Origin of the sequence: Methylomonas sp. EFPC3 (assembly GCF_029643245.1) — a bacterium.
Classification (GTDB): domain Bacteria; phylum Pseudomonadota; class Gammaproteobacteria; order Methylococcales; family Methylomonadaceae; genus Methylomonas; species Methylomonas koyamae_B.
Window position 1 is genome coordinate 2,563,274 of sequence record NZ_CP116398.1, and the last position, 24,885, is coordinate 2,588,158.

Annotated in this window: 26 protein-coding genes; 15 read left to right on the forward strand and 11 right to left on the reverse strand. The window is 55.2% G+C overall.

Annotated elements, in window-relative coordinates; translation table 11 throughout:
- The first annotated feature begins 18 nt into the window (after positions 1-18).
- Entirely contained in the window at positions 19-528 is a 510-nt protein-coding gene (locus tag PL263_RS11465; protein WP_278209524.1) for a J domain-containing protein, read from the forward strand.
- Here PL263_RS11465 and PL263_RS11470 read toward each other — a convergent pair.
- Complete coding sequence (locus tag PL263_RS11470; RefSeq protein ID WP_278209525.1) at positions 525-833, reverse strand: VOC family protein; 309 nt, start codon at positions 831-833, stop codon at positions 525-527. The two genes, PL263_RS11465 and PL263_RS11470, sit on opposite strands and share 4 nt — an antisense overlap.
- 154 nt (positions 834-987) lie before the next feature.
- Here PL263_RS11470 and PL263_RS11475 point away from each other — a divergent pair, with 154 nt between their 5' ends.
- Positions 988-1,452, forward strand: a complete 465-nt coding sequence (locus PL263_RS11475) for a hypothetical protein (RefSeq protein ID WP_278209526.1) — start codon at positions 988-990, stop codon at positions 1,450-1,452.
- A 111-nt stretch (positions 1,453-1,563) separates the two neighbouring features.
- On the opposite strand, the gene PL263_RS11480 is transcribed toward PL263_RS11475, so the two are convergent.
- Positions 1,564-1,770, reverse strand: a complete 207-nt coding sequence (locus PL263_RS11480; protein ID WP_278209527.1) for a hypothetical protein — start codon at positions 1,768-1,770, stop codon at positions 1,564-1,566.
- Positions 1,771-2,204: 434 nt separating this feature from the next.
- Here PL263_RS11480 and PL263_RS11485 point away from each other — a divergent pair, with 434 nt between their 5' ends.
- From PL263_RS11485 to PL263_RS11515, 7 genes are read left to right on the forward strand one after another with little or no spacing between them, the layout of a single operon-like run.
- Positions 2,205-2,582 (forward strand): 4a-hydroxytetrahydrobiopterin dehydratase, encoded by a 378-nt coding sequence (locus PL263_RS11485; protein ID WP_140910859.1) that lies wholly within the window; start codon positions 2,205-2,207, stop codon positions 2,580-2,582.
- Between the two features lie 10 nt (positions 2,583-2,592).
- Positions 2,593-3,852, forward strand: a complete 1,260-nt coding sequence (locus PL263_RS11490; RefSeq protein ID WP_140910860.1) for a formylmethanofuran dehydrogenase subunit B — start codon at positions 2,593-2,595, stop codon at positions 3,850-3,852.
- Between the two features lie 9 nt (positions 3,853-3,861).
- Complete coding sequence (locus PL263_RS11495) at positions 3,862-5,526, forward strand: formylmethanofuran dehydrogenase subunit A (protein WP_278209528.1); 1,665 nt, start codon at positions 3,862-3,864, stop codon at positions 5,524-5,526.
- Between the two features lie 24 nt (positions 5,527-5,550).
- Positions 5,551-6,216, forward strand: coding sequence for a methyltransferase (locus PL263_RS11500; protein WP_278209529.1), 666 nt, complete (start codon positions 5,551-5,553; stop codon positions 6,214-6,216).
- Positions 6,217-6,265: 49 nt separating this feature from the next.
- Positions 6,266-7,162 carry a formylmethanofuran--tetrahydromethanopterin N-formyltransferase gene (gene fhcD, locus PL263_RS11505; RefSeq protein ID WP_278209530.1) on the forward strand — a complete coding sequence of 299 codons (897 nt, stop codon included), beginning with the start codon at positions 6,266-6,268 and terminating at the stop codon, positions 7,160-7,162.
- On the forward strand, positions 7,159-7,974 hold the full coding sequence (locus PL263_RS11510) for a formylmethanofuran dehydrogenase subunit C (protein ID WP_278209531.1): 816 nt from the start codon (positions 7,159-7,161) through the stop codon (positions 7,972-7,974). Before fhcD ends, PL263_RS11510 begins: the two co-directional genes overlap by 4 nt.
- A 52-nt stretch (positions 7,975-8,026) precedes the next feature.
- Positions 8,027-8,878, forward strand: a complete 852-nt coding sequence (locus PL263_RS11515) for a radical SAM protein (RefSeq protein ID WP_140910865.1) — start codon at positions 8,027-8,029, stop codon at positions 8,876-8,878.
- Here the strand turns inward: PL263_RS11515 and PL263_RS11520 are convergent.
- The 3 genes from PL263_RS11520 to PL263_RS11530 all read right to left on the reverse strand — a co-directional run bounded on the left by PL263_RS11520 (position 8,875) and on the right by PL263_RS11530 (position 10,503).
- A complete protein-coding gene (locus PL263_RS11520) occupies positions 8,875-9,129 on the reverse strand; it encodes a hypothetical protein (protein WP_140910866.1) in 255 nt (84 codons plus the stop codon). The two genes, PL263_RS11515 and PL263_RS11520, sit on opposite strands and share 4 nt — an antisense overlap.
- Before the next feature lie 109 nt (positions 9,130-9,238).
- The gene (locus tag PL263_RS11525; protein WP_140910867.1) at positions 9,239-10,162 is read right to left on the reverse strand and encodes a hypothetical protein; all 924 of its coding nucleotides are present in this window, start codon (positions 10,160-10,162) and stop codon (positions 9,239-9,241) included.
- A gap of 137 nt (positions 10,163-10,299) precedes the next feature.
- Positions 10,300-10,503 carry a cold-shock protein gene (locus PL263_RS11530; protein ID WP_140910868.1) on the reverse strand — a complete coding sequence of 68 codons (204 nt, stop codon included), beginning with the start codon at positions 10,501-10,503 and terminating at the stop codon, positions 10,300-10,302.
- A 275-nt stretch (positions 10,504-10,778) separates the two neighbouring features.
- On the opposite strand from PL263_RS11530, the gene clpB reads away from it, so the two are divergent.
- Entirely contained in the window at positions 10,779-13,352 is a 2,574-nt protein-coding gene (gene clpB, locus PL263_RS11535; protein WP_278209532.1) for an ATP-dependent chaperone ClpB, read from the forward strand.
- A gap of 47 nt (positions 13,353-13,399) precedes the next feature.
- Here clpB and PL263_RS11540 read toward each other — a convergent pair whose 3' ends face one another.
- A complete protein-coding gene (locus PL263_RS11540) occupies positions 13,400-14,416 on the reverse strand; it encodes a Gfo/Idh/MocA family oxidoreductase (RefSeq protein ID WP_278209533.1) in 1,017 nt (338 codons plus the stop codon).
- A 230-nt stretch (positions 14,417-14,646) separates the two neighbouring features.
- Positions 14,647-14,910 carry a 30S ribosomal protein S20 gene (gene rpsT / locus PL263_RS11545; protein ID WP_140910871.1) on the reverse strand — a complete coding sequence of 88 codons (264 nt, stop codon included), beginning with the start codon at positions 14,908-14,910 and terminating at the stop codon, positions 14,647-14,649.
- Between the two features lie 100 nt (positions 14,911-15,010).
- On the opposite strand from rpsT, the gene murJ reads away from it, so the two are divergent.
- The 4 genes from murJ to PL263_RS11565 all read left to right on the forward strand — a co-directional run bounded on the left by murJ (position 15,011) and on the right by PL263_RS11565 (position 19,072).
- Positions 15,011-16,558, forward strand: coding sequence for a murein biosynthesis integral membrane protein MurJ (murJ, locus tag PL263_RS11550; RefSeq protein ID WP_278209534.1), 1,548 nt, complete (start codon positions 15,011-15,013; stop codon positions 16,556-16,558).
- Between the two features lie 85 nt (positions 16,559-16,643).
- The gene (gene proC, locus PL263_RS11555; protein WP_278209535.1) at positions 16,644-17,471 is read left to right on the forward strand and encodes a pyrroline-5-carboxylate reductase; all 828 of its coding nucleotides are present in this window, start codon (positions 16,644-16,646) and stop codon (positions 17,469-17,471) included.
- Positions 17,471-18,046, forward strand: a complete 576-nt coding sequence (locus tag PL263_RS11560; protein WP_140910874.1) for a YggT family protein — start codon at positions 17,471-17,473, stop codon at positions 18,044-18,046. Before proC ends, PL263_RS11560 begins: the two co-directional genes overlap by 1 nt.
- An 18-nt stretch (positions 18,047-18,064) precedes the next feature.
- Positions 18,065-19,072 (forward strand): DUF4124 domain-containing protein, encoded by a 1,008-nt coding sequence (locus PL263_RS11565; RefSeq protein ID WP_278209536.1) that lies wholly within the window; start codon positions 18,065-18,067, stop codon positions 19,070-19,072.
- Here PL263_RS11565 and argB read toward each other — a convergent pair.
- The 4 genes from argB to coaBC are packed head-to-tail and all read right to left on the reverse strand — an operon-like array spanning position 19,055 to position 24,125.
- A complete protein-coding gene (gene argB / locus PL263_RS11570) occupies positions 19,055-19,948 on the reverse strand; it encodes an acetylglutamate kinase (RefSeq protein WP_278209537.1) in 894 nt (297 codons plus the stop codon). The two genes, PL263_RS11565 and argB, sit on opposite strands and share 18 nt — an antisense overlap.
- A 12-nt stretch (positions 19,949-19,960) precedes the next feature.
- Positions 19,961-22,465, reverse strand: a complete 2,505-nt coding sequence (locus PL263_RS11575) for a phosphomannomutase/phosphoglucomutase (protein WP_278209538.1) — start codon at positions 22,463-22,465, stop codon at positions 19,961-19,963.
- 12 nt (positions 22,466-22,477) lie between these two features.
- Entirely contained in the window at positions 22,478-22,933 is a 456-nt protein-coding gene (gene dut / locus PL263_RS11580; protein WP_278209539.1) for a dUTP diphosphatase, read from the reverse strand.
- Positions 22,905-24,125: a bifunctional phosphopantothenoylcysteine decarboxylase/phosphopantothenate--cysteine ligase CoaBC gene (gene coaBC / locus PL263_RS11585; protein ID WP_278209540.1), complete on the reverse strand. Its 1,221-nt coding sequence runs from the start codon at positions 24,123-24,125 to the stop codon at positions 22,905-22,907. Before coaBC ends, dut begins: the two co-directional genes overlap by 29 nt.
- An 81-nt stretch (positions 24,126-24,206) precedes the next feature.
- On the opposite strand from coaBC, the gene radC reads away from it, so the two are divergent.
- On the forward strand, positions 24,207-24,881 hold the full coding sequence (gene radC / locus PL263_RS11590) for a DNA repair protein RadC (RefSeq protein ID WP_140910878.1): 675 nt from the start codon (positions 24,207-24,209) through the stop codon (positions 24,879-24,881).
- Positions 24,882-24,885: the final 4 nt, after the last annotated feature.

The window sequence follows — 24,885 nt, forward strand, 5'->3', positions numbered from 1 at the left end:
TTCGCAGACATCCCGCCAATGAACCCGTTTATTTTCGCCGCAGCGGCATTCGCGGCCGCAATGGCCTTAGGCTACTTGCTGATCAAGCGCCGGATCAAGCAGAAGCGGGAGAAATCGCCGAAACCGGCCGTAGCCAAGCCCAATCCCAATGACCGGGTCATCTCCTGCCCGGCCTGCGCTCAGCAAATCAAATTCACGCTACCGGTCAAAAGTAATAAGGCCCAATGCCGCAAGTGCGCGGCACAATTCAAATTGGACGTCGACGCGCATAACAACGTCTATATCACCGAAATCAAGCTGCCGGAAGACGATACCGCGGTCAAAACCTTGGACGAATGCTTTGCAATTCTGGAAGTGAAGCCGGAAGCGATTCCGCTGGACATCCGCGCTGCTTATAAGAAGAAAATTTCGGAATACCACCCGGACAAGGTCGAAAACCTGGGCGCGAAAATCAGGCAAGTGGCGGAAGAAGAAACCCGAAGAATCAATGCCGCCTATGCGATGTTGCAGGAAGACGACCGGGTTTAATCGTTGGCCATCTTTGCCAGCCGAATCATCTCGATCTGATTGCCGGCCGGGTCTTGAATGTACACCGATGCAGTGCCGTCGCGATGAGTTCGCAATGGGCCGTAGTCCTCCGCATGTTCGGAGACGATGGCAAAATGCGGCGGGTGTTGGTTGGGCAGCACCAATGCCAGCGCTACGTTGGCAAATTGCAGCAAGGCCCAGGTTTGGTCCTGATACGCCACACGCACTTGGTAACGGCTGGTGTACCAGTCCACGCTTTGTTGAATATCGTCGACTTGAATCGCGATGTGGTGAATGGTGTCCATGTTTTATCCTCCAGCGGCCTGTTTCCAGTCAGTTGCCAGGCCATTTATACCGCACAAAAGTTCGGCGGCAAATTGAGGCAAATCAAACTGCGGCCGCGACTTGCGAACAGGATTTAAGCGCCGAACAAAATCCTTAAATTTATTATGCGACAAATTGTCGCGTTTTTCTGGACAAGTGCATTTTTCTTCACTAGAATGCGCCCACCTTGACTTAGGTCAATACGCCTTGCAAGGGCGTATCTTTAAAAAGGGGGAGGAGGTAAGCGACCGTTTCGGCGGTATAACAAGAAAAACAGCGCAACACTTTAACCTACCGCTACATCGGGTAGGCGTCCATCAAAAAAACATAAAAACACCGGACGGAGCCCACTACAATGTGGGCTTTTTTTATGTTCTTATACTTTCAATTCTACTTGTCGTTATGCTGATGAAAGAAAAGCCAGACTCCATACCCGCCGAACTGATGGAATACGAGCGGTTTATCGAGGAATTGCTCAACGATACCAAGCATCCGGTCCATAACCGCGCTCACCCGCTCCACAAAGAATCCGTCAAAGCGCTCGACGAGATGATGCGGCGGGTGGAAGAAATGCGCAACGAGTGGCTATCAAAGGGCTGAGCCCTGCATCCCGGACTGGGATGATCGGCTCGGTTGCTTGGCGCCTCGTATCGGCTCCAAACATCGGCCTCTCCTGCCAGCCATCAGCAAACCAAGCCATGCTGGCTTAAATCAGTGCACCTCGGTCGAAACCACCATCGGACAATTTAATTTGCCCGGATACTGACTGACCATCTGCACTAATTCCTGCGCTAACTGTAATCGGCGCTGGTTTTCCAGCAAGGCTTGCAGCCAAATCAATTGGTTTTTCAATTCTGCGATCTGGCCTTCCTGTTCGGCCACGGTTTGCAATAAAGCCTCGAAAGTCATCGTGGACATTTCTGTATCCCCCGTTTCGTGAAATAACCGCGACAGCGGTTTTTGAGTTCAATGCCGGACTTGGCGACGATCACGCTGTTTTTCAATGCCGCCCTGTTCAACAGCGACATCGTCGTTATTGCCCCGGCATCGCGTACTCAATTAAGCGGCCGAAACTGAAAAACCTGCAATCCGCCCTTTTGCAAACTGTGACTGCGATCCGCAAAGATTTCGCTTACCCCCGTGTCAACCAAAACCGGGTTGGTTGGTGTCGTTACAAGCCAAACCGCTATACCAATCCGGATCGCAGCACGCCTGAACATTGGAAACTACAAAACCACTCGCCGCTTTACACCGACACGGCTAAATAGTCTATTCTGAAGCCACGCGCCATAAAGACACCAGGCCAAACTGTGCGATAGAATGTTGAATTGATTCTACCCGGAGGATAGGCAATGCCTCACGATACACTCAAAGTTTATAGCGAAGCCGAAATTGCCGAACGATTGAGTCGCGACTTGCCGCACTGGTATTACGAGAACGGCTGGATTCGGCGCAAATTCAAAACCAGCGGCTGGAAAGCCACGTTGATGGTCGTCAATACCGTCGGCCATCTGGCGGAGAAAGCCTGGCACCATCCGGATTTAACGGTTTCCTACGCATTCGTGATCGTCAAACTGGTCACCCATGCCGCCAAAGGCGTGACCGAAATGGATTTCGCACTGGCAAAAAAAATCGAGCAGGTGGTGTTGTGGGACGCCGCCGCCGAATCCGACGGCATTTTCGAGGGCACGCCGGACGATCCGCGTTTCAAATACATTAAAAAAGACTGAGGACAGCACGATGACTGAAATCACCGAGGTACCCAGCCCGTTTTGCGGCATCGGCACCGACGATCTGAGTATCAAGGTGGAAGGCTTGGCCGTGACAGTAACCGCCAACGGTTGCGCGGTCAACACCCCCGCCTTCGAACAGCCGATTAGCGATACCGCACCGCGTATCGCCGGCCAAACTGCCAGCCTGGAGGCTGCCGTCGCCAAAGCCGCCGAATTGCTGCGCGACACCCGGCAACCAGTCATCGGCGGCTGCGCGACCGACGTCAACGGCATGCGCGCCTTGCTGGCGCTGGCGGACAAGGCTGGCGCGGTGGTCGATAACATCAACTTCAACGCGGCTCGCCGCAATTTGCTGGCGATGCAGGACTCCGGCTGGATGAACACCACTTTGGCTGAGGTCAAGAATCGCTGTGATTTGCTGTTGATCATCGGTACCGATCCCGAAGTCTTTGCACCGCGCTTTTTCGAACGCTTTTTATGGAACGAACACGCGATGTTCCTAGAAAGCACTGACCAACGTGACGTGATTTATCTTGGCAAGACACCCGCGGGCAAGGCCGCTGTTTCACCTGCTGGCAAAACACCAACCGTGCTGGCCTGCGACGACGCCGACCTACCTGACGTGGTGGCGGTGCTGTCCGCTCTGGTCAGGAATCAACCATTACAGGTTGAAACCGTCGGCAATATTGCGGTTTCGGCACTGCAAAAAGTAGCCGACAGATTACGCCAGGCACGTTATGGCGTCGTATTGTGGAGCGCAGGTAAACTGGCATTCGAACACGCTGAGTTAACTGTTCAAACGATCTGCAATATCGTCAAAGACATCAATATGCAGGCCACCCGTTGCTCCGGCCTGCCGCTGGGCGGCAAGGAAGGCGATTACACCGCCAATCAGGTTTGCGGCTGGACCACCGGTTATCCAGCACGAGTCAATTTCGCCAGAGGCTATCCGGAATACGATCCGTTTCTGTTCGATAGTCAGGCCATGATCGCCAACGGCGAAGCCGATGCCTTGGTATGGGTGCAGGCCTATAACGCAACGGCGACGCCACCACGAACAGGCTTGCCGACCATCGTTGTCGGCCGTTCCGGCATGCAACTCGAACCCGAGCCCGACGTATTCATTCCGGTCGGTACGCCGGGGATCGATCACGCCGGTCATGTTTATCGGATGGATAGTGTAGTGGCCTTACGCTTGAAAAAATTGCGCGATTCCGGTCTGCCTAGCACCGCCGAGGTGCTGAATGCCATTGAACAAGCACTTTAGGATACCGACATGCTGATAAAACTCACAGGTGGCACCATTTATGATCCGGCCAGCGGCATTGCCGGTCAGCAACAGGATATTTACATTCAGGACGGCCGCATCGTCGAAGCGCCCGAGGACGGCCGCCCGGTAGATCGGGAATACGACTTGCGCGGCAAAGTCGTCATGTCGGGCGCCATCGACATGCACACCCACATCGGCGGCGGCAAGGGCAACATCGCCCGTACCCTGCTGCCGGAAGATCACCGAGCCGATCCGGTGCACCGCACTCATTTGACCCGTTCCGGCACCGGCCATGCGATGCCTTCAAGTTTCGTCACCGGTTACCGTTACGCCGAAATGGGCTACACCGCCTGCTTCGAACCGGCGGTATTGCCGATCAACGCCCGTCAGGCCCACATGGAAATGGGCGACACGCCCATCATCGATAAAGGCGGCTACGTGATGCTGGGCAGTGACGACTTTTTGCTGCGTATGCTGACCGCCAAAAAAGACCAGAAAGCCGTCAACGATTACGTGGCCTGGACGCTGAACGCCGCCAAAGCTATCGGGGTCAAAGTGGTTAACGCCGGCGGCATCAACGCCTTCAAATTCAACCAACGCAAGCTGGAGCTGGACGAGCAAAACGCTCATTACGGCGTCACTCCGCGGCAAGTGCTGCAAACCCTGGCCCGCGCGGTCAATGAACTGGGCGTGACTCATCCCCTGCACGTGCACGGCTGCAACCTGGGCGTCCCCGGCAACGTCGATACCACCTTGAACACCATCGAAGGCATCGACGGCCTGCCGATGCATCTGACTCATATTCAGTTCCACAGCTACGGCACCGAAGGCGACTTCAAATTCTCCTCCGGCGCGGCGCAAATTGCAGAGGCGATCAACAAGAATAAAAATATCACCGCCGACGTCGGCCAAATCTTGTTCGGCCAGACCGTCACTGCCTCCGGCGACAACATGCGCCAACACGCCAACCACAAGTTCGCCAGTCCGAACAAGTGGGTGTGTATGGACATCGAATGCGATGCCGGCTGCGGCGTGGTGCCGTTCAAGTATAAGGACCAGAACTTCGTCAACGCCTTGCAATGGGCGATTGGCCTCGAAATCTTCCTGCTGGTCGAAGACCCGTGGCGAATCTTCCTGACCACCGACCACCCCAACGGCGCGCCGTTCACCAGCTATCCGCATTTGATCCGTTTGCTGATGGACCGTAGTTTCCGCAATGACATGCTGGCGACTATTCATCCGGAAGCACAAAAGATGACCACGCTGGCATCGATCGAGCGCGAATACAGCTTGAACGAAATCGCCATCATGACCCGCGCCGGCGCCGCTCGCATCATCGGCCTGAAAGACCGCGGTGCGCTCAGCCCCGGCAACTTCGCCGACATTACCGTCTATACCGAAAACGACAATCGGGAGACCATGTTCTCGAAACCGGATTACGTATTCAAAGACGGCGAACTGGTGGTGAAAGACGGCGAGGTCGTCAAAGTCACCTGGGGTACCACCCACATCGTCAGACCGGACTACGACCTGTCTATCGAAAACGAACTGAAACCGTATTTCGATAAATACCTGACCATGAAACTCGGCAACTTTAAAATCAGCGATGATGAGATTAGCGAAGACGGCCGCGGCAGTTTGACGACGCATCCGTTGCATATCGGCGTATAGGTCAATCGGAACCCAAGGAACAAGATGACTCTAACATCGATCACAATCGCCGACAGAGAAGCCGAGCTGGCCGATTATCTGGCACGCCAGCCATATCTGGTCGAGCAGGATGGCATTACTCTGAGTATTGCGAAAAATGTATTTCCCTCGGATTTCGGCTTGACCAGTTCGTTTTTCGGCGACTTCATGCTGCAGCAAAATCCGGCGAAGACCGGATTGGATATGGGCTGCGGCAGCGGCTATTTCGCGTTTATATTGAAAAAAATCGGCTGCGAAGAGGTTATCGGTGTCGACTTTAATCCGGACGCCGTCGCCTGTGCCCGCCACAACGGTTCATTAAATCCAGATATAGCGCCGGAAGCATTCCTGCATAGTGATTTGTTTGCCTCGGTTCCGGCCAAACGTTTCGGCATGATTGTTTTCAATTTCAATTATTACCCCTCCAACGGTACATTCGGCTTGAACGAGGACGGCGGTCAACAAATACTGCGCCGCTTTTTTCGCGAAGTGCCGGATTATCTGGAGCCGGACGCGCAGATATTTATTCCCTTTTCCGATTTTGTCGGCGCCGAACACGACCCGAAACACATCGCGCCCGAGTTTGGCTTTAACGTAAACACCGTTGCCGAAACTTATAACCACGCGGGGCGGCACGTGATCTACCAAATCAATCAAAACCAATTCGATTAAACCACCGCGGCAAATCGATATACAGAACTCCGGACTATGAGTAACCACGATGATAATTAACGGCGTCACCATAGATAAAACTTTCGCCGAAGCCTTCCCGATGAAAGCGACGCGCGCCATCATCACCGCCCAGAACGAAAAATGGGCGATGATTTCCGCACAGGCCATGACCGGCTTCGCCACCTCGGTCATTGCCTGCGGCTGCGAAGCCGGCATCGAACGGGTGTTGAGTCCGGACGAAACTCCGGACGGCCGTCCTGGCGTCGCGATCATGATTTATGCGATGGGCAGCAAAGGCTTGGCCAAACAATTGGAAACCCGAGCCGGCCAGTGCGTGCTAACCTCGCCGACGTCTGCGCTATTCGCCGGCATCGAAGGCGGCAAGCCGATTCCGCTGGGTAAAAACCTGCGTTTCTTCGGCGACGGCTTTCAGATTGCGAAAAAAATCGGTGGCAAACGTTACTGGCGGGTGCCGGTAATGGACGGCGAATTTCTGACCGAAGCGACGACCGGCATGGTTGACGCGGTCGGCGGCGGTAACTTTCTGGTATTGGCGGAATCACAACCGCAAGCCCTGGCGGCCTGCGAAGCGGCGATCGAAGCGATGAAAAAAATCCCCAACGTGATCATGCCCTTCCCCGGCGGCGTGGTTCGCTCCGGATCGAAGGTAGGCTCCAAATACAAAGCCTTGAGCGCCTCGACCAACGATGCGTTTTGCCCGACGCTGAAAGGCGTGACCAAAACCGATCTGTCGCCGGAAATCGAATCGGTGATGGAAATCGTCATCGACGGTTTGAGCAAGGAAGACATCGACAAGGCGATGCGGGTCGGCATTCAGGCGGTTTGCGATCTGGGTGCGGCCAACGGCATCAAGCGCATCAGCGCTGGTAACTACGGCGGCAAACTCGGCCCATTCCACTTTCACTTGCAGGAGATCATGGCATGACCTCGTTGACGTTTACTTTGATCGAAACGCCGCCGGCGCAGCGCATCGACATGTCGCCGCTGGTCTGCCACAAACTGGCCGGCCAGAGCCTGGACCAAATTGCGGCGATCGAACTGCAATGCGGCAAGCAAAAGCTGCGGGTCGCTCAACTGTTTCATATTACCGGTAGCAACGCCGACGACCTCAGTATCGTCGGCAGCACCGGCAAGCTGGATTTCATCGGCAAAGAGTTGGCAAATGGCAGCATCAGCGTACAGGGTGAAGCCGGCGCCTATTTGGGCATGCAGATGAAGGGCGGCACGATCAACGTGATCGGCGATGTGGGCCTTTATGCCGGCTGCGAAATGAAGAACGGTCTGATTCAAATCGAAGGCGATGCCGGAGATTTCCTCGGCGGTGCGCTGCCTGGCAACAAGCAAGGCATGAAAGGCGGCACGATCCTGGTCAAAGGTAACGTCGGCCAGCGTTGCGGCGACCACCTGCGCCGCGGCCAAATTTTGGTCGAAGGCAACGCCGGCGATTATTGCGGCTCACGCATGGTCGCCGGAACCATTGCCGTGATGGGCCAAGTTGGCCGTTACGCCGGTTATGCCATGCGGCGCGGCACTTTGCTATTGTGGAACCAACCGCAATTGCCTGCCACTTTCAACGATTGCGGCTCGCATACGCTGGCCTTCCTGCCGATGCTGTTCGCGTCGTTTAAATCGCTGAACTCCCGCTTCGCCGACAAAGCTATTGCCTTCAATCGGGTGCGCCGCTTCGGCGGCGATATGGCCGAAGCCGGGCGCGGGGAAATTCTGGTCAAACTTTAAGCGGCCAGTCAATGCCGGCCGGCTCCCGCCCGGTCGGCAGCAGCTATTTTGAATGCCGAAAACTCTCAGCACCAACGACCACGACCGGAACATTGCCGGCCTGCGCTACGTTTATCCGGTAATTTCCCGCCGCGCCGGCGGCCTGTCGATTGGGATTAATTTCAATCCCAACAACGCCTGCAACTGGCATTGCGTCTACTGCCAAGTCCCCGGCCTGCAGCGCGGTAATGCGCCGGAATTGGATTTTGCGTTGTTGGAGCAAGAGCTGCGAGAGTTCCTGAATCAGGTCTTAAACGGCGACTTTTATCAGCGCTTCAATATCCCGGAACCGCAGCGCGTGATTAAGGACATCGCCATCTCCGGTAACGGCGAACCCACCAGTTTGAAGAATTTCGACCGCGCCGCCGACCTCATAGGCGGGATCGCCAGTCAAGCCGGCCTGTTTCCGGAAAGTCGTTATGTACTGATCAGTAACGGCAGTTTGATTCATCAATCCGCGGTCCAACAAGGACTGAGAACCTTGGCGCGTTACAACGGCGAGCTTTGGTTCAAGCTGGATAGCGCGACCGAGTCGGGCCGCAAGCTGATCAATCAGACCGGGCAAAGCCAGCAGAAACTGTTGGAGCACTTGCGAATCGCCGCAAAACTTTGCCGAACCAAATTACAGACCTGCGTTTTCAGCTATCGATTTGCGTGGTCAGACCAAGAGAAACAAGCTTATTTGAGTTTGTTAAAACAATTGCGGCAGATGGATATAAAGATCGAGCAGGTCATGCTTTACAGCTTGGCACGACCGTCTCTACAAGCGGAAGCGGCGGAATTGGCCAAAGCATCCACAGCTAGCATGGATGCTTTGGCAGCCGACGTCAGCGCCCTGGGCTATGACGTCAGCGTCAGTTATTAAGCGCGAATATCTAATATCGAACCCAGCATTTTTTCGTGGGCCTTGATGATTTTGACGCCGGCCGAAGTTTCCAATTCGGCTTCTTTCAAACTCAACACCGGCTTGAACATCTCTGCCGAGCCGACATCTTTGGAACCACCGACCTCCTGCTCCTGAACCGGCAGACTTGCGATAGTTTGCGCAGCGGTACTGGCCTTTTGCTGAGCTTGCGAGATCAGGCTGGTGGCACTATTCAGAGCGTTGGTAATCATGGTTACACCTCCTGCAAAACAGGTTTGCATCATACCGCTTAGCGTAGCGGCCGACAGCCCATAACTTTAATTTTTGTCAGCATTTTGCAGACGCAATCACACTCGATAACTATTTGTCTTTTTTAAAGATTTTTGCACACCAACCTTGCAGGTAAGGCGCCAACTTGCTTTGGCAGAGCGCGCAGCCAGACGAGCCCGTCCGCTTGGCCCAAGCGGCCAATTTGCGGTAAGCATCAATGCCGCCTAACTCCTCGAATTTGGTTTCGACGATGGTACTCCACTGCGGCCTGGGTTGGCCCTGCCCATCCAGAAACACTTTGTCGAATAGCCACATTTCCGCCACCGACACCGTCCACATAAACGCAAACGATACCGCCATGCCGCCGCCGGCCAATACCACCAGCCAAGCAAATATCGGATGCAATTTGGTCAACCACCACGACAAAATATCCACTAGCAGGAAAACATATGGCATGCCGATCGCGATCGACTTGTATTTGACGGTACTGGTTTCGGCAAAACTGAAAATCAAGCCGACAAACATGAATATGAAACTGATGCCGAACAAATGGATATGCGACACCCGAGTCAACGAGCCGAAGGTGGCGCCTTCGTCCTCTTTGGTCAACTCCTTCAGAACCTTGAAATCGGTGAAATCCGGCAGCGACGATTCCTTGTTGTGGCACATCACGCAGCGTTCCTGAATGATCTTGGCCACGCCGGACTCTTCGTATTCGTCCTGGTCGGCGCCGTCGCGCACCCATTGAATGATTTGAAACCGCTCCTGTTCCGAGGCGTTTTCCTTCATCGAACCATTCAGTTTGGTCTCCAACACCGTGCCGGAGCGGTTCCCGTAGTAGCTGTACACGATGTCGTCTATCGACAGGCCGAATTTACCGTCGGCCATCCCGTGGGTAAACAGGATCTGAATCAACGCCACCAGATAACCGACCGCCACCGTTGTCAAATAACCGGTGAACAGCACTTTAACCGGGATATCCAATTGTTTTAACGATGAAAATTCGCGTGCCATACTCTAATCCCAGTTTAGAAAAGGAGTCTGCATTATAGCTTGCTGGACGGGCCGTCCCCTAGCGAAACGGCTTTGTTTCGCGCATAAAAAAGGCCCTTGAACAATCAAGAGCCTTTTGTTTCCGTAACCGTTAAGGTTTATCTGGGCGACACATTGGTGGCGGTCAAGCCTTTGGGGCCGGATTCGATATCGAACTGGACCGATTGGCCAGGCGACAAGGTTTTAAAACCTTCTCCCAAAATCACGGAATGATGTACGAACACATCTTCTTTTCCTTCGGAAGGCTCGATAAATCCAAAACCTTTGGTGTTGTTAAACCACTTTACAGTGCCTGTTGCCATCTTAAAACTCCTACAAAATAAAACTATTGGTTACGCAGACCGACATTAATGGCAACCGTTGCTGCCTGAAGCAGTGGCGATAAGCCGCAAACATCTATTATCTGAGCGCGGGCATTGTACTTTGAATCAATGGTCTAAGCTACCGGCGATATTCGGGCATTCCCCTGAAGACTAAGCGGAAATTTTGTCCAGCCCAAGCCTCGACGCTTGAAAACCGATTCAGGCCGCCCCATGTCGGTCGCAACCAAACTTATTTTCCTAACGAGGTACGCTGCATGCGAATGGATAAATTAACCAGTAAATTTCAACAGGCTCTCGGCGACGCGCAAAGTCTGGCGCTCGGCAAAGACCACCAGTTCATCGAGCCGTTGCATGTCATGCAGGCCTTGATCGACCAGGAAGGCGGCAGCATCAAACCTTTATTGCAGCAGGTCGGGGTTCAGGTCAACGCCTTGCGCAACGATCTGTTGAAAGAGATCGACCGTTTGGCCAGCGTTTCAGGCGCCGGCGGCGACGTGCAGATTTCCAACGAATTGTCGCGGATGCTGAATCTGACCGACAAACTGGCACAAAAGCGCAAAGACGCCTACATCTCCAGCGAACTATTCCTGTTAGCGGCGCTGGACACCAACGGAGCCTTGCAGAACCTGCTGAAAAAGGCCGGCGTCACCGCATCGGCCGTCGAAAAAGCCATCGACAACATGCGCGGCGGCCAGAACGTCAACGATGCCAATGCCGAAGACCAACGCCAAGCTTTAAAAAAATACACGATCAATCTGACCGAGCGGGCCGAGCAAGGCAAGCTGGATCCGGTGATCGGCCGCGACGACGAAATCCGCCGCACCATTCAGGTGTTGCAACGCCGCACCAAGAACAACCCGGTGTTGATCGGCGAGCCCGGCGTCGGTAAAACTGCGATCGTCGAAGGCCTGGCCCAACGCATCGTCAACGGCGAGGTGCCGGAAGGCATCAAGGGCAAGCAATTGTTGTCGCTGGACATGGCGGCGCTGATCGCTGGCGCCAAATTCCGCGGCGAGTTCGAGGAGCGCCTGAAAGCGGTCTTGAACGACATCGCCAAGCTGGAAGGCCAGGTGATTCTGTTCATCGACGAGTTGCATACCATGGTCGGCGCCGGCAAAGCCGAAGGCGCGATGGACGCCGGCAATATGCTCAAGCCTGCCCTGGCGCGCGGCGAGCTGCATTGCGTGGGTGCGACGACGCTGGACGAATACCGCCAATACATCGAAAAGGACGCCGCATTGGAACGCCGTTTTCAAAAAGTCTTGGTCGACGAGCCCAGCGTCGAAGACACCATCGCCATCCTGCGCGGCTTAAAGGAACGTTACGAAATCCACCACAGCGTCGACATTACCGACCCGGCCATCGTCGCCGCGGCGATGCTGTCGCACCGTTATATCTCCGACCGGCAATTGCCGGACAAAGCCATCGATCTGATCGACGAAGCTGCCAGCCGGATTCGGATGGAAATGGATTCCAAACCGGAAGCGATGGATAAACTCGACCGCCGCCTGATTCAGCTGAAAATCGAACGTGAGGCGATGAAAAACGAAAGCGACCCAGCCTCGAAAAAGCGCCTGGAAACCTTGCAGGAAGACATTGCCGAGCTAGAGAAAGAATATTCCGATCTCGACGAAATCTGGAAAGCTGAAAAGGCGGCGCTGCAAGGCACGGCCACCATCAAAGAGCGGCTGGAACACGCTCGCCTGGAGTTGGAAGCTGCCCGCCGCAATCAGGATTACACCCGGATGTCGGAGCTGCAATACGGCGAGATTCCGAAACTGGAGAAGGAGCTGGACTTGGCATCGCAAGCCGAAATGCAGGAAGCCAAATTATTGCGCAGCAAAGTCACGGATGAGGAAATCGCCGAAGTCGTATCGAAATGGACCGGCATTCCGGTCTCGAAAATGATGGAAGGCGAGCGGGAGAAATTGTTGCGAATGGAAGAAGAGCTGGGCAAACGCGTGATCGGCCAAACGGAAGCCTTGAAAGCCGTCAGCAACGCGATCCGCCGCTCCCGCGCCGGGCTTTCCGACCCGAACCGGCCGAACGGCTCGTTCCTGTTCTTGGGACCGACCGGCGTCGGTAAAACCGAGCTGTGCAAGGCCTTGGCCGAATTCATGTTCGACACCGAAGAAGCCATGGTGCGCATCGATATGTCGGAATTCATGGAGAAACATTCGGTCGCGCGTTTGATCGGTGCACCGCCGGGTTACGTCGGCTACGAAGAAGGCGGTTACCTGACCGAAGCCGTGCGCCGTAAGCCCTACTCGGTGATCCTGCTCGACGAGATCGAAAAAGCCCACAACGACGTGTTCAATGTCTTGCTGCAAGTCCTGGACGACGGCCGGCTGACCGACGGCCAGGGCCGTACCGTGGATTTCAAGAACACGGTGGTGGTGATGACGTCCAACCTGGGCTCCAGCGTGATTCAGGAACTGGCGGGCGAAGACAACTATGCCGAAATGAAAGACGCGGTAATGGACATCGTCGGCCAGCATTTCCGGCCGGAATTTATCAACCGGGTCGACGAGGCCGTGGTGTTCCATCCGCTGGAGCAAGACCAGATTCGGGCAATCTGCAAAATCCAGATCGATTTACTACGCCGGCGCCTGCAAGAGAAGGAGATCGGCTTGACCATCAGCGAACCGGCCTTGGATTTGCTCGGCGAGGCCGGCTTCGATCCGGTCTACGGCGCGCGGCCATTGAAACGGGCGATACAACGCCAATTGGAAAATCCGTTGGCTAACGAAATATTGGCCGGCCGTTTCTTGCCGGGCAATACGATAAAAATCGATGTTGCCAACGACGGCCTGACCTTCAGCAAATAAGCCCGCCGCGCCGGCCCGGATTCAAGTTCGGGCCGGCGCGGGTTCCGCTAAATTTTTACCGTCCGCCCTTCTGCGGCCGCTTGCAACGCAGCGACAATGGTCCGGCAATTGTCGCGGGCATCGTCGAACGACAATTGCGGCTGCTTGCCGTTTAGCACGCAATCGCTGAAATGTTCGATCTCCAAACGAAAATGGTTCGCCGCCGGCATCCGTTCTTCGGCAAAGCGGCCGTCCTCGGTCCACCAGGAAATAATCGGAATATCGCCCGGCAATTGCCAGACGACGTGGCATTTTATGCCGCCCCGGGTGCCGATGATCTCGTATTCGCAACGTCGCGCCCGCTCGAAACTGAAATCGAAGTGGCCAAATTTGCCGTCTCCAAAATCCAGCACCCCGCTGGTGGTAATGTCGGCACCGCTTTCGACATACTTGGATAAAGCAGTAACCGTGCGCGGCGCCTGCTGAAAAAACATCCGCAACGAATGGATCGCATAACAGCCGATATCCCACATCGCACCGCCGCCGCGCGAAACATCCTCCGCCAGCCGGTACATCCGCGCCGGCCGCATCATGAACGAATAGCTAGCTCGTACCGAACGCACCTCGCCGATCAAGCCGGAGCCGATCAATTCCAATACCCGAGCATGCTGCGGATGGAAACGGTACATAAACCCTTCCATGACCGTCACCCGATAGCGGCGGGCGGCGGTTTCGATGGCATCGATGTCGGCCACGGTCAAAGCCATCGGTTTTTCGCAGAGTACGTGTTTGCGGTGCTCGATGGCTCGTAGGGCCCATTCCGCGTGTTCGTGGTTGGCCATCGGCAAATATAGGGCTTGCACGTCGTCGTCGTTGAGCAGGCTGTCCAGATTGTCGTAACTTTGAATATTGGGATGGCAAGGAGCGTATTGGGCCAAAGTTTGCGCGGCGGCTCCCGGCCGCCGGCTGGCTATCCCGACCAATTCGGAATTCTGAGCCTCGACTATAGCGGGCAGCAGGCGCTCGTTGATACGCGCCGCCCCGAGTATTCCCCAGCGCAGCTTGGCTTGATCTTGGTTATTCATGGCGATTACCTTTTACTGATATTCTTAAGCAGTAACAGATTAGCAGCTTGTTTAACAGCCGCAAACGCGGCTGGAAAAAAGTCTTCCGCGGCAAGCAAACGATTGTCCGAAAACGTGGCGCCAAGTGCGGCGACTAAAACATCACTCGGCAACTGAAAAAACGCCAGGCACAAAAAAGGCCCGGACGTTTCCATCCGGGCCTTTTGCAATCGATTATGCCTAAACCAAAATTAAGCCATGGCGCGCAGTCTGTTATTCAATCTGCTTTTACCGCGGGCGGCTTTATTTTTGTGGATCAAGCCTTTGTTGACGGCTGAATCGATAACGGGGACAGCCACTTTGAACGCGGCTTGCGCTTGCTCTTTATCGCCTGCTCTAACAGCGGCGATCACTTTTTTGATGAAAGTGCGTAAGTTGCTGCGCTGTCCGGCATTGCGAATACGGCTTTTCTCTGCCTGACGCGCTCTTTTTCTAGCTTGTGGTGAATTCGCCATAGTCTATCAATTTGTTTCAGTGAATTTGGAACCGCATATTATCTTTTTGAATGCTATGATTGTCAAATTTTTAGCTGCTTCTGAATAGACGGGAAGATTCGTGAGTAAACAGCTTTTCAAATCAACCGCCATTGTCGGCAGTATGACATTGATTTCGCGGTTGATGGGCTTCGCCAGAGACATGCTGTTCGCCAATATTTTCGGGGTTAATGCTGCCACCGATGCTTTCTTCGTCGCGTTCCGGATTCCCAATTTTTTACGCCGTTTATTTGCCGAAGGCGCTTTCGCTCAAGCCTTCGTACCGCTACTGTCCGATTACCATCAGAAAGGTACTAGAGAAGCATTACGCCAGTTCATAGACCGCAGCTCAGGCACCTTGGCAGCGTTACTGGCTCTGGTCGCGCTAGCCGGAGTCGTTGCAGCCCCCTTGTTAATCCTGGTGTTTGCGCCGGGATTTTTGTGGGAAGGCAGCCAGTACGAGTTGACCGTACAAATGCTGCGCATCACATTTCCTTACCTGTTTTTCGTCACATTGGTCGCTTTTGCCGGCGCAATATTGAATGCCCAAGGCCGATTTGCGGTTCCGGCTTTGACACCGGTGATCTTGAACCTCGCGATGATCGCTGCCGCAATCTGGCTGGCACCGCTAATGGACCAACCGATTGTCGCGCTGGCCTGGGGCGTATTCGCGGCCGGAGCGATACAGTTGGCATTTCAAATTCCGCCGTTGTTGCGCCTCGGCTTGCTACCGCGGCCACGCTGGGCCTACCGCGATCCAAGCGTAAAACGCATGCTGACGCGGATGCCGTCGGCGATTTTCGGCGTCTCGGTGGTGCAGGTCAACTTGCTGTTCGGCACTTTGGTAGCTTCTTTTCTGGCTCCGGGCAGCGTGTCGTGGCTGTATTACTCAGACCGCCTGGTCGAATTCCCGCTTGGAATCCTCGGCATTGCCGTCGCCACCGTGATTTTGCCGCATCTGTCGGCGCATCATGCCACGTCGGACCAGCTTGCATTTTCCAAGGCATTGGATTGGGGCTTGAAACTGACACTACTAATTGGCATGCCGGCCACTTTGGGATTGGCATTTCTGGCCGAACCTTTGCTTTCTACCTTGTTCCAATACAACGAATTCGACAGCGGCGACGTCAAGATGGCCGGCCGCAGCCTGATTGCGTATTCGCTGGGCTTGTTGGCTTTTATGCTAATCAAAGTGCTGGCCCCCGGCTTTACCTCCCGCCACGATACCCGAACACCGACACGATTCGGCGGGTATTCGATGCTTGCCAATGTAGCCTTCAACCTGATTTTGGTCTGGCCTTTGGCTCATGCCGGAGTTGCCTTAGCGACCACCTTATCCGCCTATCTCAACGCAGTGCTGTTGTTACGCAACCTGGTTACGACACGCATTTACCAACCTTGCGCCGGTTGGTACGGTTATATCGGGCGGATTGTGGCGGCAAACGCAACCATGTCGGCATTTTTGTACTATTTTGTCGATGCCGGCTTATGGCTGAATTGGAACGCCGCTCAACGCGGCCTGAACTTGGCGGCGACAATCAGCTTGGCGATAATCGTTTACGGCAGCGCTCTGCTACTATCCGGCTTCCGCCCGCGGCATATCGGATTCCGGGAATCGGCCACTGCTTGAGATTTAATCCGCCGCCACCATTGTCATGTAGAATGCGCTGCCAACAGCGGTTTCCATCACGATACAATTTATTTTTCAGTAAGCTATGAACACAAAAACAATCGGCTTTATCGGCGGCGGCAACATGGCAACCAGCTTGATGCGCGGCCTGATAGCCAGCGGCCACTCGCCCCAGCAAATCTGGGTATCCGATGCCGCTCCCGACATCCTGAAGTCCCACGCCGATCAATTACACGTCAATATTTCCGCCGATAACGCTAATATCGCCAACGAAGCCGACGTCGTGGTTCTGGCGGTCAAACCGCAGATTCTGCGAGACGTCTGCTTGCAAATCGCACCGCAACTGAAACAAAAGAACGTTCTGGTAGTGTCGATCGCCGCCGGCATCGGTCAACAAAGCTTGGCGCTATGGCTGGGCGCAAACACCGCCATCGTCCGTTGCATGCCCAACACCCCGGCTTTGGTTCAAACCGGTGCCACGGCATTGCACGCCAATCCGCAAGTCAACGAGGAACAGAAAGACCTGGCCGAGAACATCCTGCGCGCCGTCGGCTTGACGTTATGGTTCGGGGACGAGGCCAAACTCGACGCCGTTACTGCGGTCTCCGGCAGCGGCCCGGCCTATTTTTTTCTGTTAATGGAAGCGATGGAGCAGGCCGCTTTGGAACTGGGTCTGGACGAACATTCCGCGCGTTTATTAATTCAGCAAACTGCGTTGGGCGCGGCGAAAATCGCCCTGGAATCCGCCGAATCTCCGGCACAACTACGGGCGCGAGTAACATCGCCAGGCGGTACAACGCAGCAAGCCGTCGAGACCTTTCTGCAACACGGCTTCGTCGATTTGGTATCGAAAGCCCTGCATGCCGCCAGGGACCGCTCGATTGAAATGTCAAAACAACTCGGAGCCGACTGATGGGCAGTAACTACATGACAGATCCCTTGGTGTTTTTGATCGACACCCTGTTCTCGCTCTACATCCTGGCGGTCGCCTTGCGGTTTTTGCTGCAATGGACCCAAGCCGATTTTTACAATCCGATTTCGCAGTTTCTGGTCAAAATCACCCATCCGCCGTTAAGGATCATGCGGCGCTTTATCCCGGCGATCGGCCGTATCGACAGTTCCTCGCTGGTTCTGGCGCTGGTACTGCAAATGATCGCCAATTTTTCGATTCTGGCACTGAAAAGCTTATCGATCAGCGTAGTCGCTTTGCTGCTGCTGTCGTTTACCGACCTTGTAAAAATGCTGTTGGACATTTTTGTCTACGCCATTTTTGCCGCAGCGATCCTGAGCTGGTTCGCAGCGGGCAGTTACAGCAGCGCCTCATCGATCTTGTACAGTTTGACCGAACCGCTGCTGAACGTTTGCCGCAGAGTATTGCCCGATTTAGGCGGCATTGACTTGTCGCCTTTGGCAGCTCTGGTGTTGTTGCAACTGGCAAAAATGATGATATTACCGCCATTACATCAGCTGGCCACGATCTTGGGCTAGGTCGGATCGCCGAAAAATATGGGCACACCGAACAACACCGCCAAACGCATCCTGCTAGCGCTCGCTCTGGTCATGCCGATGTTGGCTGCAGACCCGGCCTTTGCTAAAAAAATGTATCGTTGGGTCGACGACAGCGGTAACGTTTATTTTTCCGACCAAGTTCCGCCCGATCAGATCCAGCACAAACGGGAAACCCTAAACGAAAAGGCGCGGGTGACGGATGTGGTAGAAAAAGCCAAAACCGCAGAGCAACTCACCCAGCAAAAACGCCTGGACGAACTGCGCAAGGAGCAGGAGAAGATCATCACGAAACAAGCGGCCAACGATAAAGTCTTACTCAGCACCTTCCGCAGCGTCGACGACTTGGAAAAAGCGATCGCCAACAAATTAGCTGCGATCGACGCGGCGCGTAAGGTAATCGAGGGCAACATCGATTTACTGGAATCGCAATTACGGCAACAGCAACAACAGGCCGCCAATCTCGAACGTAGCGGCAGCAAATTGCCCGACAAACTACTCGGCGACATTGCCGCCAGCAAACAACAGATAGACGCGGCCAAACAAGATCTGCAACGCCACCAAGTGGAACGGCAAAACAGCGAAAAAGAGTTCAAAGCCGATGTTGCCCGCTTTCAGTTTTTGACCCAATCGCAAAAAACCGGGAAAACCGACAAATCCTCTCTAGCCGCCAGCAACGCCAGTAACGAACTAGGCTTGTTCGTCTGCGAAGATGCCGTTCAATGCGAAAAGGCCTGGAAAATCGCCGGTGAATTTGTCGCCAGCAACTCCACTACCGGCCAAGACGTGGAAAGCGAAAAACTGATCATGCGGGCGGCACCGCAAACCGATACCGACCTGAGTCTGTCGGCATCTTTATTGGAACGGAACAACGTCCGTCAGATTTTTCTCGACGTTCGCTGCCGCCAATCCAGCCTCGGTTTGGAACTGTGCGCCAGCGCCAAAACCCAAGCCATTCGCGAAGCATTCGCCCCGTTTATCCAATCCCAATTAGCGGCGCAGCAGTAAGGTGCCGACGCCCTGGTCGGTAAACAACTCCAGTAACACGGCATGGTCAACCCTGCCGTCAATGATATGGACGCTGGTGACACCGCCTTTCAACGCATCAGTCGCACAGCGGGTTTTCGGAATCATGCCGCCCGATATCGTACCGTCAGCGATCAAGTTGTCGATGTCGGTCAAGGTCAATCCGGTCAGCAAGTTGCCCTGTTTATCCAAAATACCCGGGGTATTAGTCAGCAGCATCAGCTTTTCGGCTTTCAACACCTCGGCAACCTTGCCCGCCACCAGATCGGCGTTGATATTGTAGGAATGACCGTCCTTGCCAACACCGATCGGCGCTATCACCGGAATAAAATCGCTGTTGCCCAGCATTTCCACCACCGCCGGATCAATGCTGCTGACCTCGCCGACATGGCCTAAATCAATGATTTCCGGCGCATCGTCCAGCGAAGCGCCGGCTTTGGTGATATTGATTTTGCGGGCGTGAATGAAGTTGCCGTCCTTTCCGGTCAAACCTACCGCCTTACCGCCTTGCAGATTGATCAAATTGACGATCTCTTTGTTGACCAAGCCACCTAAAACCATTTCCACCACGTCCATGGTTTCACTGTCGGTCACGCGCATACCGTCGACAAACTCTGAGGTCTTGCCCAGCCGCCCCAGCAGGTTCCCGATCTGCGGGCCGCCACCGTGTACAACGATAGGGTTGATCCCCACCAGCTTCATTAACACGATGTCACGCGCGAAGCTGTGCTTCAACGCATCGTCGACCATGGCATTACCGCCGAATTTGATCACGACCGTCCGGCCTTTGAATTTTTGAATGTACGGCAGGGCTTCGATCAGGACGTGGGCAATCTGGTGTGCGGTTTTTTCTTTCATGGTCTCTAACAATTAAAATGGCAAATGAAGGTCGGGATTCACTTTCAGCAGCAATTGCCTGAACTGCGCCTGAATTTGCTGCATCGCTTCCTGGGTATCGGCTTCGAACCGGACGGTCAACACCGGCGTGGTATTCGAGGCGCGGACCAAGCCCCAGCCATCGGCAAACTCGACGCGCATACCGTCGATATTGACGATTTTTCCGCCCTTGAATTCGGCTTGAGCGAATAAGCGCTCCATCAAACCGGCTCCTTCGCCTTCCGCCACCGGCACCTGCAGTTCCGGGGTGTTGATACTGTCCGGCAGATCGGCAAACAACTCGCCGCTACTTCGCATATCGTTGGAAAGGATCTCGACCAGCCGCGCGCCGGCATACAGCGCATCGTCGAAACCGAACCACCGATCGTTGAAAAATATATGGCCGCTCATTTCTCCGGCCAGGGCTGCCGCAGTTTCTTTCAGCTTGGCTTTCATCAGCGAATGGCCGCTTTTCCACATCAAGGGCCGACCTCCGCGTTTAACAATCTGATCGTGCAAATGCCGGGAGCATTTCACGTCATAAATGATCTCCGATCCAGGCTTATGCGTCAGCACGTCGCGGGCGAACAACATCATTTGCCGATCCGGCCAGATAATTTTACCGGTCGAATCCACCACGCCCAAACGGTCGCCGTCGCCGTCGAAAGCCAAGCCGATATCGGCCGCGTAATGTTTGACGGCAGACACCAAGTCGGTCAGGTTTTCCGGCTTGCTGGGGTCCGGATGGTGATTGGGAAAATTGCCGTCGATCTCGCAAAACAGCTCGACCACTTCGCAACCCAGGGTTTTCAGCAACATCGGCGCCAACCGTCCGGCCGCACCGTTCCCGCAATCGACAACGACCTTCATCGGTCGCACCAGATGCAGATCTTCCGTAATCATGCCGATATATTCGTTGCCGAACAGGCTGTTGCGTTGAATCGAGCCGGGCTCGGTCTGGCTGTAGTCGCCCGCTTCCAGACGCTGTTTCAATTGTTGCAACTTTTCGCCGGATAAGGTCTCGCCGTTCAAAACCAGTTTGAGGCCGTTGTATTCTTTCGGATTATGGCTGCCGGTGACCATCACGCCGCTAGCGCCTTCGCTGTGGTGAGCGACAAAGTACAACAGCGGCGTCGGCACCAAACCGATGTCGAGCACATCGCAGCCGCCGGCTGTCAAACCTTGAGCCATGGCATCCGCTAACTCGGGACTGGTCAAACGGCCGTCTCGGCCCAACACGATGGTCCTGACCTGCTGTTGCCGAGCCTCGTTCGCCAGCACCAAGCCGATCGCCCGCACCGTTTCTGCCGTCAGGTCGCGACCGACTACGCCGCGAATGTCGTAAGCTTTAAAAATATCGCCGCTCTTGCCCGCGGGCTTGGCAGGCTTTACCTCGGCAACTGGCGTCGGCTCGGGCAGGCTAACCGGCGCCGAGGACAACGCTATCGGCACGCTGGCGTACTGCTCCGCAACCGCGGCAGACTTGGAGGGCTCGACAAAATCCATATCGAACGATTCCTCGAAAAAATCGAAGTCCTCGTCGACTTCGACCGGCTTCTCGGGTTGCTTTTCATGTTCCAGAATGCGTTTGAATTGGGCCAAGGTGGACACGATCGGACGCATCTCGTCCAGTTGCACCGGATAATGCCCCGCACTTTTGCCGGTCATCATATCCTTGGCAGCCTTCAATATACTGCTCTGGTCGTGCCGCAAATAGTCGGCCAATTTTCGGTAACCGATAAAAAACGCCAGACTCAACAACAACGCCGGGATCAGGATAATGCACAGAAACAGCACCACATCGGCAGGCTCGGTAGCCTCACCTGTCCACAAATCCAGTTGCCAGCGACTGTTAAGCAACGGCAGGGTCTGGGGATCGTCAAGTTTTGCAGCGGAATTGCCGGCAGTGGCCAATACGGCACTGTCTTGGCGAACTTCGACAAAACCGCCGCTGAAACTGGTTTTGCCGATTAACAATTGCAATGCATCAGGTTTCAAACTGACCAGTATCACGCCGATCGGCTGCTGATCTTTAATGACCAAGCTGGTTATCGCCAGGTGCCGGTGTTCGCCCTCGCCTTGCACCGACGGCTTTTGTTTGGCGGCGAGCGTCGCCCTGACCATTTCCAAGTCGGCAAACCCCATGTTCGGTGCTTGAGTCAAATCCGGTTCGCTGACATTCGCCGGCAGCAAACGCACTTTCAAAGCGTTCGGGATCACGCTCTGCAATCTGGCTGCCACGCTAATGCGGTTTGCAGCATCCTGCGTCTCGGGGCTGAACACGGCAATTACGTCCGGCGCTAGTGCCAGGCCATCGACAACGTGTTGCAAGGTGTCGATTTGGGTCGACAAACTGACGGCCATGCCGTTCGCTACGGCTGTAACGCTGGCTTGTTGCGTCTCTGCGACTTTGGCCGCCGAGAACCAATATGCGCCGCCGCCGGCCAATAAGACCATAAACACGGCAATGCCGGCGACGATGCTGAATATGCGCCCCATGGTTGCCCTCGATCAATGCCGACCGCTATGTCCGAAACCGCCGCTACCGCGATGGCTGGCATCGAATTCGGCAACGCATTCGAATTCCACTTGCGCAACCGGCACGAACACCATTTGGGCAATGCGTTCGCCCACTTCAACGATGAATGGCTCCGTGCCGCGATTCCAACAGGACACGAACACCTGGCCCTGGTAATCCGAATCGATCAAACCGACCAGGTTACCCAACACGATGCCGTGTTTGTGGCCCAAGCCGGATCGAGGCAGCAGCATTGCCGCCAAATGCGGATCGTCGATATGAATCGCCAGACCGGTCGGAATCAATGCAGTCTGGCCGGGCTGCAGCGTCAACGCCTGTTCCAGACAGGCCCGCAAATCCAGCCCGGCCGAACCCGGCGTGGCGTAAGCCGGCAACGGGATCTGCTCGCCCAAGCGTGAATCAAGGATTTTTAATTGGATTTTTCTCATGCATTCTCTCGGCAATCAATTGCAACAACTGCACCGCCAGACTGGTTTTGTCGGCCATCTCCAGCGTTTTTCGGCCATCCGGCCAGAACACCTGCAAGGCGTTGCGTTCGGAATCGAAGCCGCCTTCGGCCCGGCCCACCCAGTTAGCGGCAATCATGTCCAGATTTTTACTGCGCAGCTTGCCCAGTGCGTAGTTCTCAAGATCGTCGGTTTCGGCGGCAAAACCGACGACCCAAGGTTTGGGCAGTAGTCCTGCAACCGCGGCGACGATATCCGGATTCTTTTCCAACTCAATCACGCTGTCTTCGGCTTCACCTTTCTTCAGTTTGCGCCCGGCGACCTGTTTGGCTCGATAATCAGCCACTGCCGCCGCACCGATATAAAGGTCTGCATCAGCGCAAGCGTTCAGCACGGCCTGGTACATCTGCAATGCAGTCTCGACCTGAATGAATTTGGCCCCGGTCGGCGCCGGCAGATGCACCGGGCCGCTGACCAAAGTCACATCGGCGCCGGCGGCGACAGCGGCTTTGGTCAACGCATAACCCATCTTGCCGGAACTACGGTTACTGATAAACCGCACCGGATCCAACGGCTCGCGGGTCGGACCGGCGCTGACCACCAGTTTCAGGCCGGCAATTAAACCGCCAGTGGACTGGATCAATACGCTTTGGACGATTTCGGCCGGCTCGACCATGCGCCCGTATCCCTGCTCGCCGCAGGCTTGCTCGCCCGCGGCCGGGCCAATCACCGTCACTCCGTGCTGCTGCAAACGAGCGATATTTTCTTGGGTAACCGGCTTGCCCCACATCGCCTGGTTCATGGCCGGCGCCACGTAAACCGGACATTCGGCGGCCAGATACAAAGTCGACAACAAATCGTCGGCCAATCCGTGCGCCATTTTGGCCAATGTATCCGCAGTTGCCGGTGCAATCAGGAGCAGATCGGCCCAGCGCGCCAGTTGGATATGGCTCATCGCCTGTTCCTGCTCCGGATCAAGCAATTCGCTGTGCACGCTATGTCCGCTCAGGGCCTGAAAAGTCAGCGGAGCCACGAACCGGGCGGCGGCGGCGGTCATCACCACCCTGACCTCGCAGCCTTGCTTGCGCAGCAGGCGCAGCAATTCCGCCGCTTTATAGGCCGCGATACCGCCGCAAACTCCCAGTAAAATTCGCTTGTTAATAACACGCCCCAAAATGGCTAATTACGGAATTATGGCAAAGTCGGTCCGATTCTTCTACGCTTAAAACCGTTTCTTAACGGCCGGAGCGAGTTGATGAGCATTAAAAATTGGCCTGCCGACGAACGCCCGCGGGAAAAACTGTTGCAGCGCGGCGCCGGCGCCTTGACAGATGCCGAATTGCTGGCGATTTTCTTGCGTACCGGCACGGCCGGTAAATCGGCGGTGGATATGGCACGGGAACTACTCAGCGAATACGGTTCGTTGCGCGCGCTGCTAGGCGCCGACCAGCAGCGATTTTGCCAGAGCCACGGCCTGGGCGACGCCAAATATGCACAACTGCAGGCGGTGCTGGAAATGGCCCGCCGCCATTTCGCCGAAATTCTGCAACGCGGCAACGCGCTGACCAGCCCGGATATCACCCGCGCTTACCTGAGCGCACAACTACGCGGCCACAGCTACGAAATTTTCGCCTGTTTGTTTCTCGACAACCAGCACCGGGTGATTCAATGGGAAGAATTGTTTCGCGGCACGATAGACGGCGCCAGCGTTTATCCGCGCGAAGTCGCCAAACGGGCGTTGTTTCACCATGCTGCGGCGGTGATATTCGCTCATAACCATCCTTCGGGGATCAACGAACCCAGCCAGGCCGACCGGCAGATTACCGAGAAACTGAAACAAGCCCTGGGCTTGTTCGATATCCGGGTGTTGGACCATTTCATCGTTGGCGACGGTCCGCCGTTCTCGTTCGCCGAACACGGCCTGCTGTAACCGG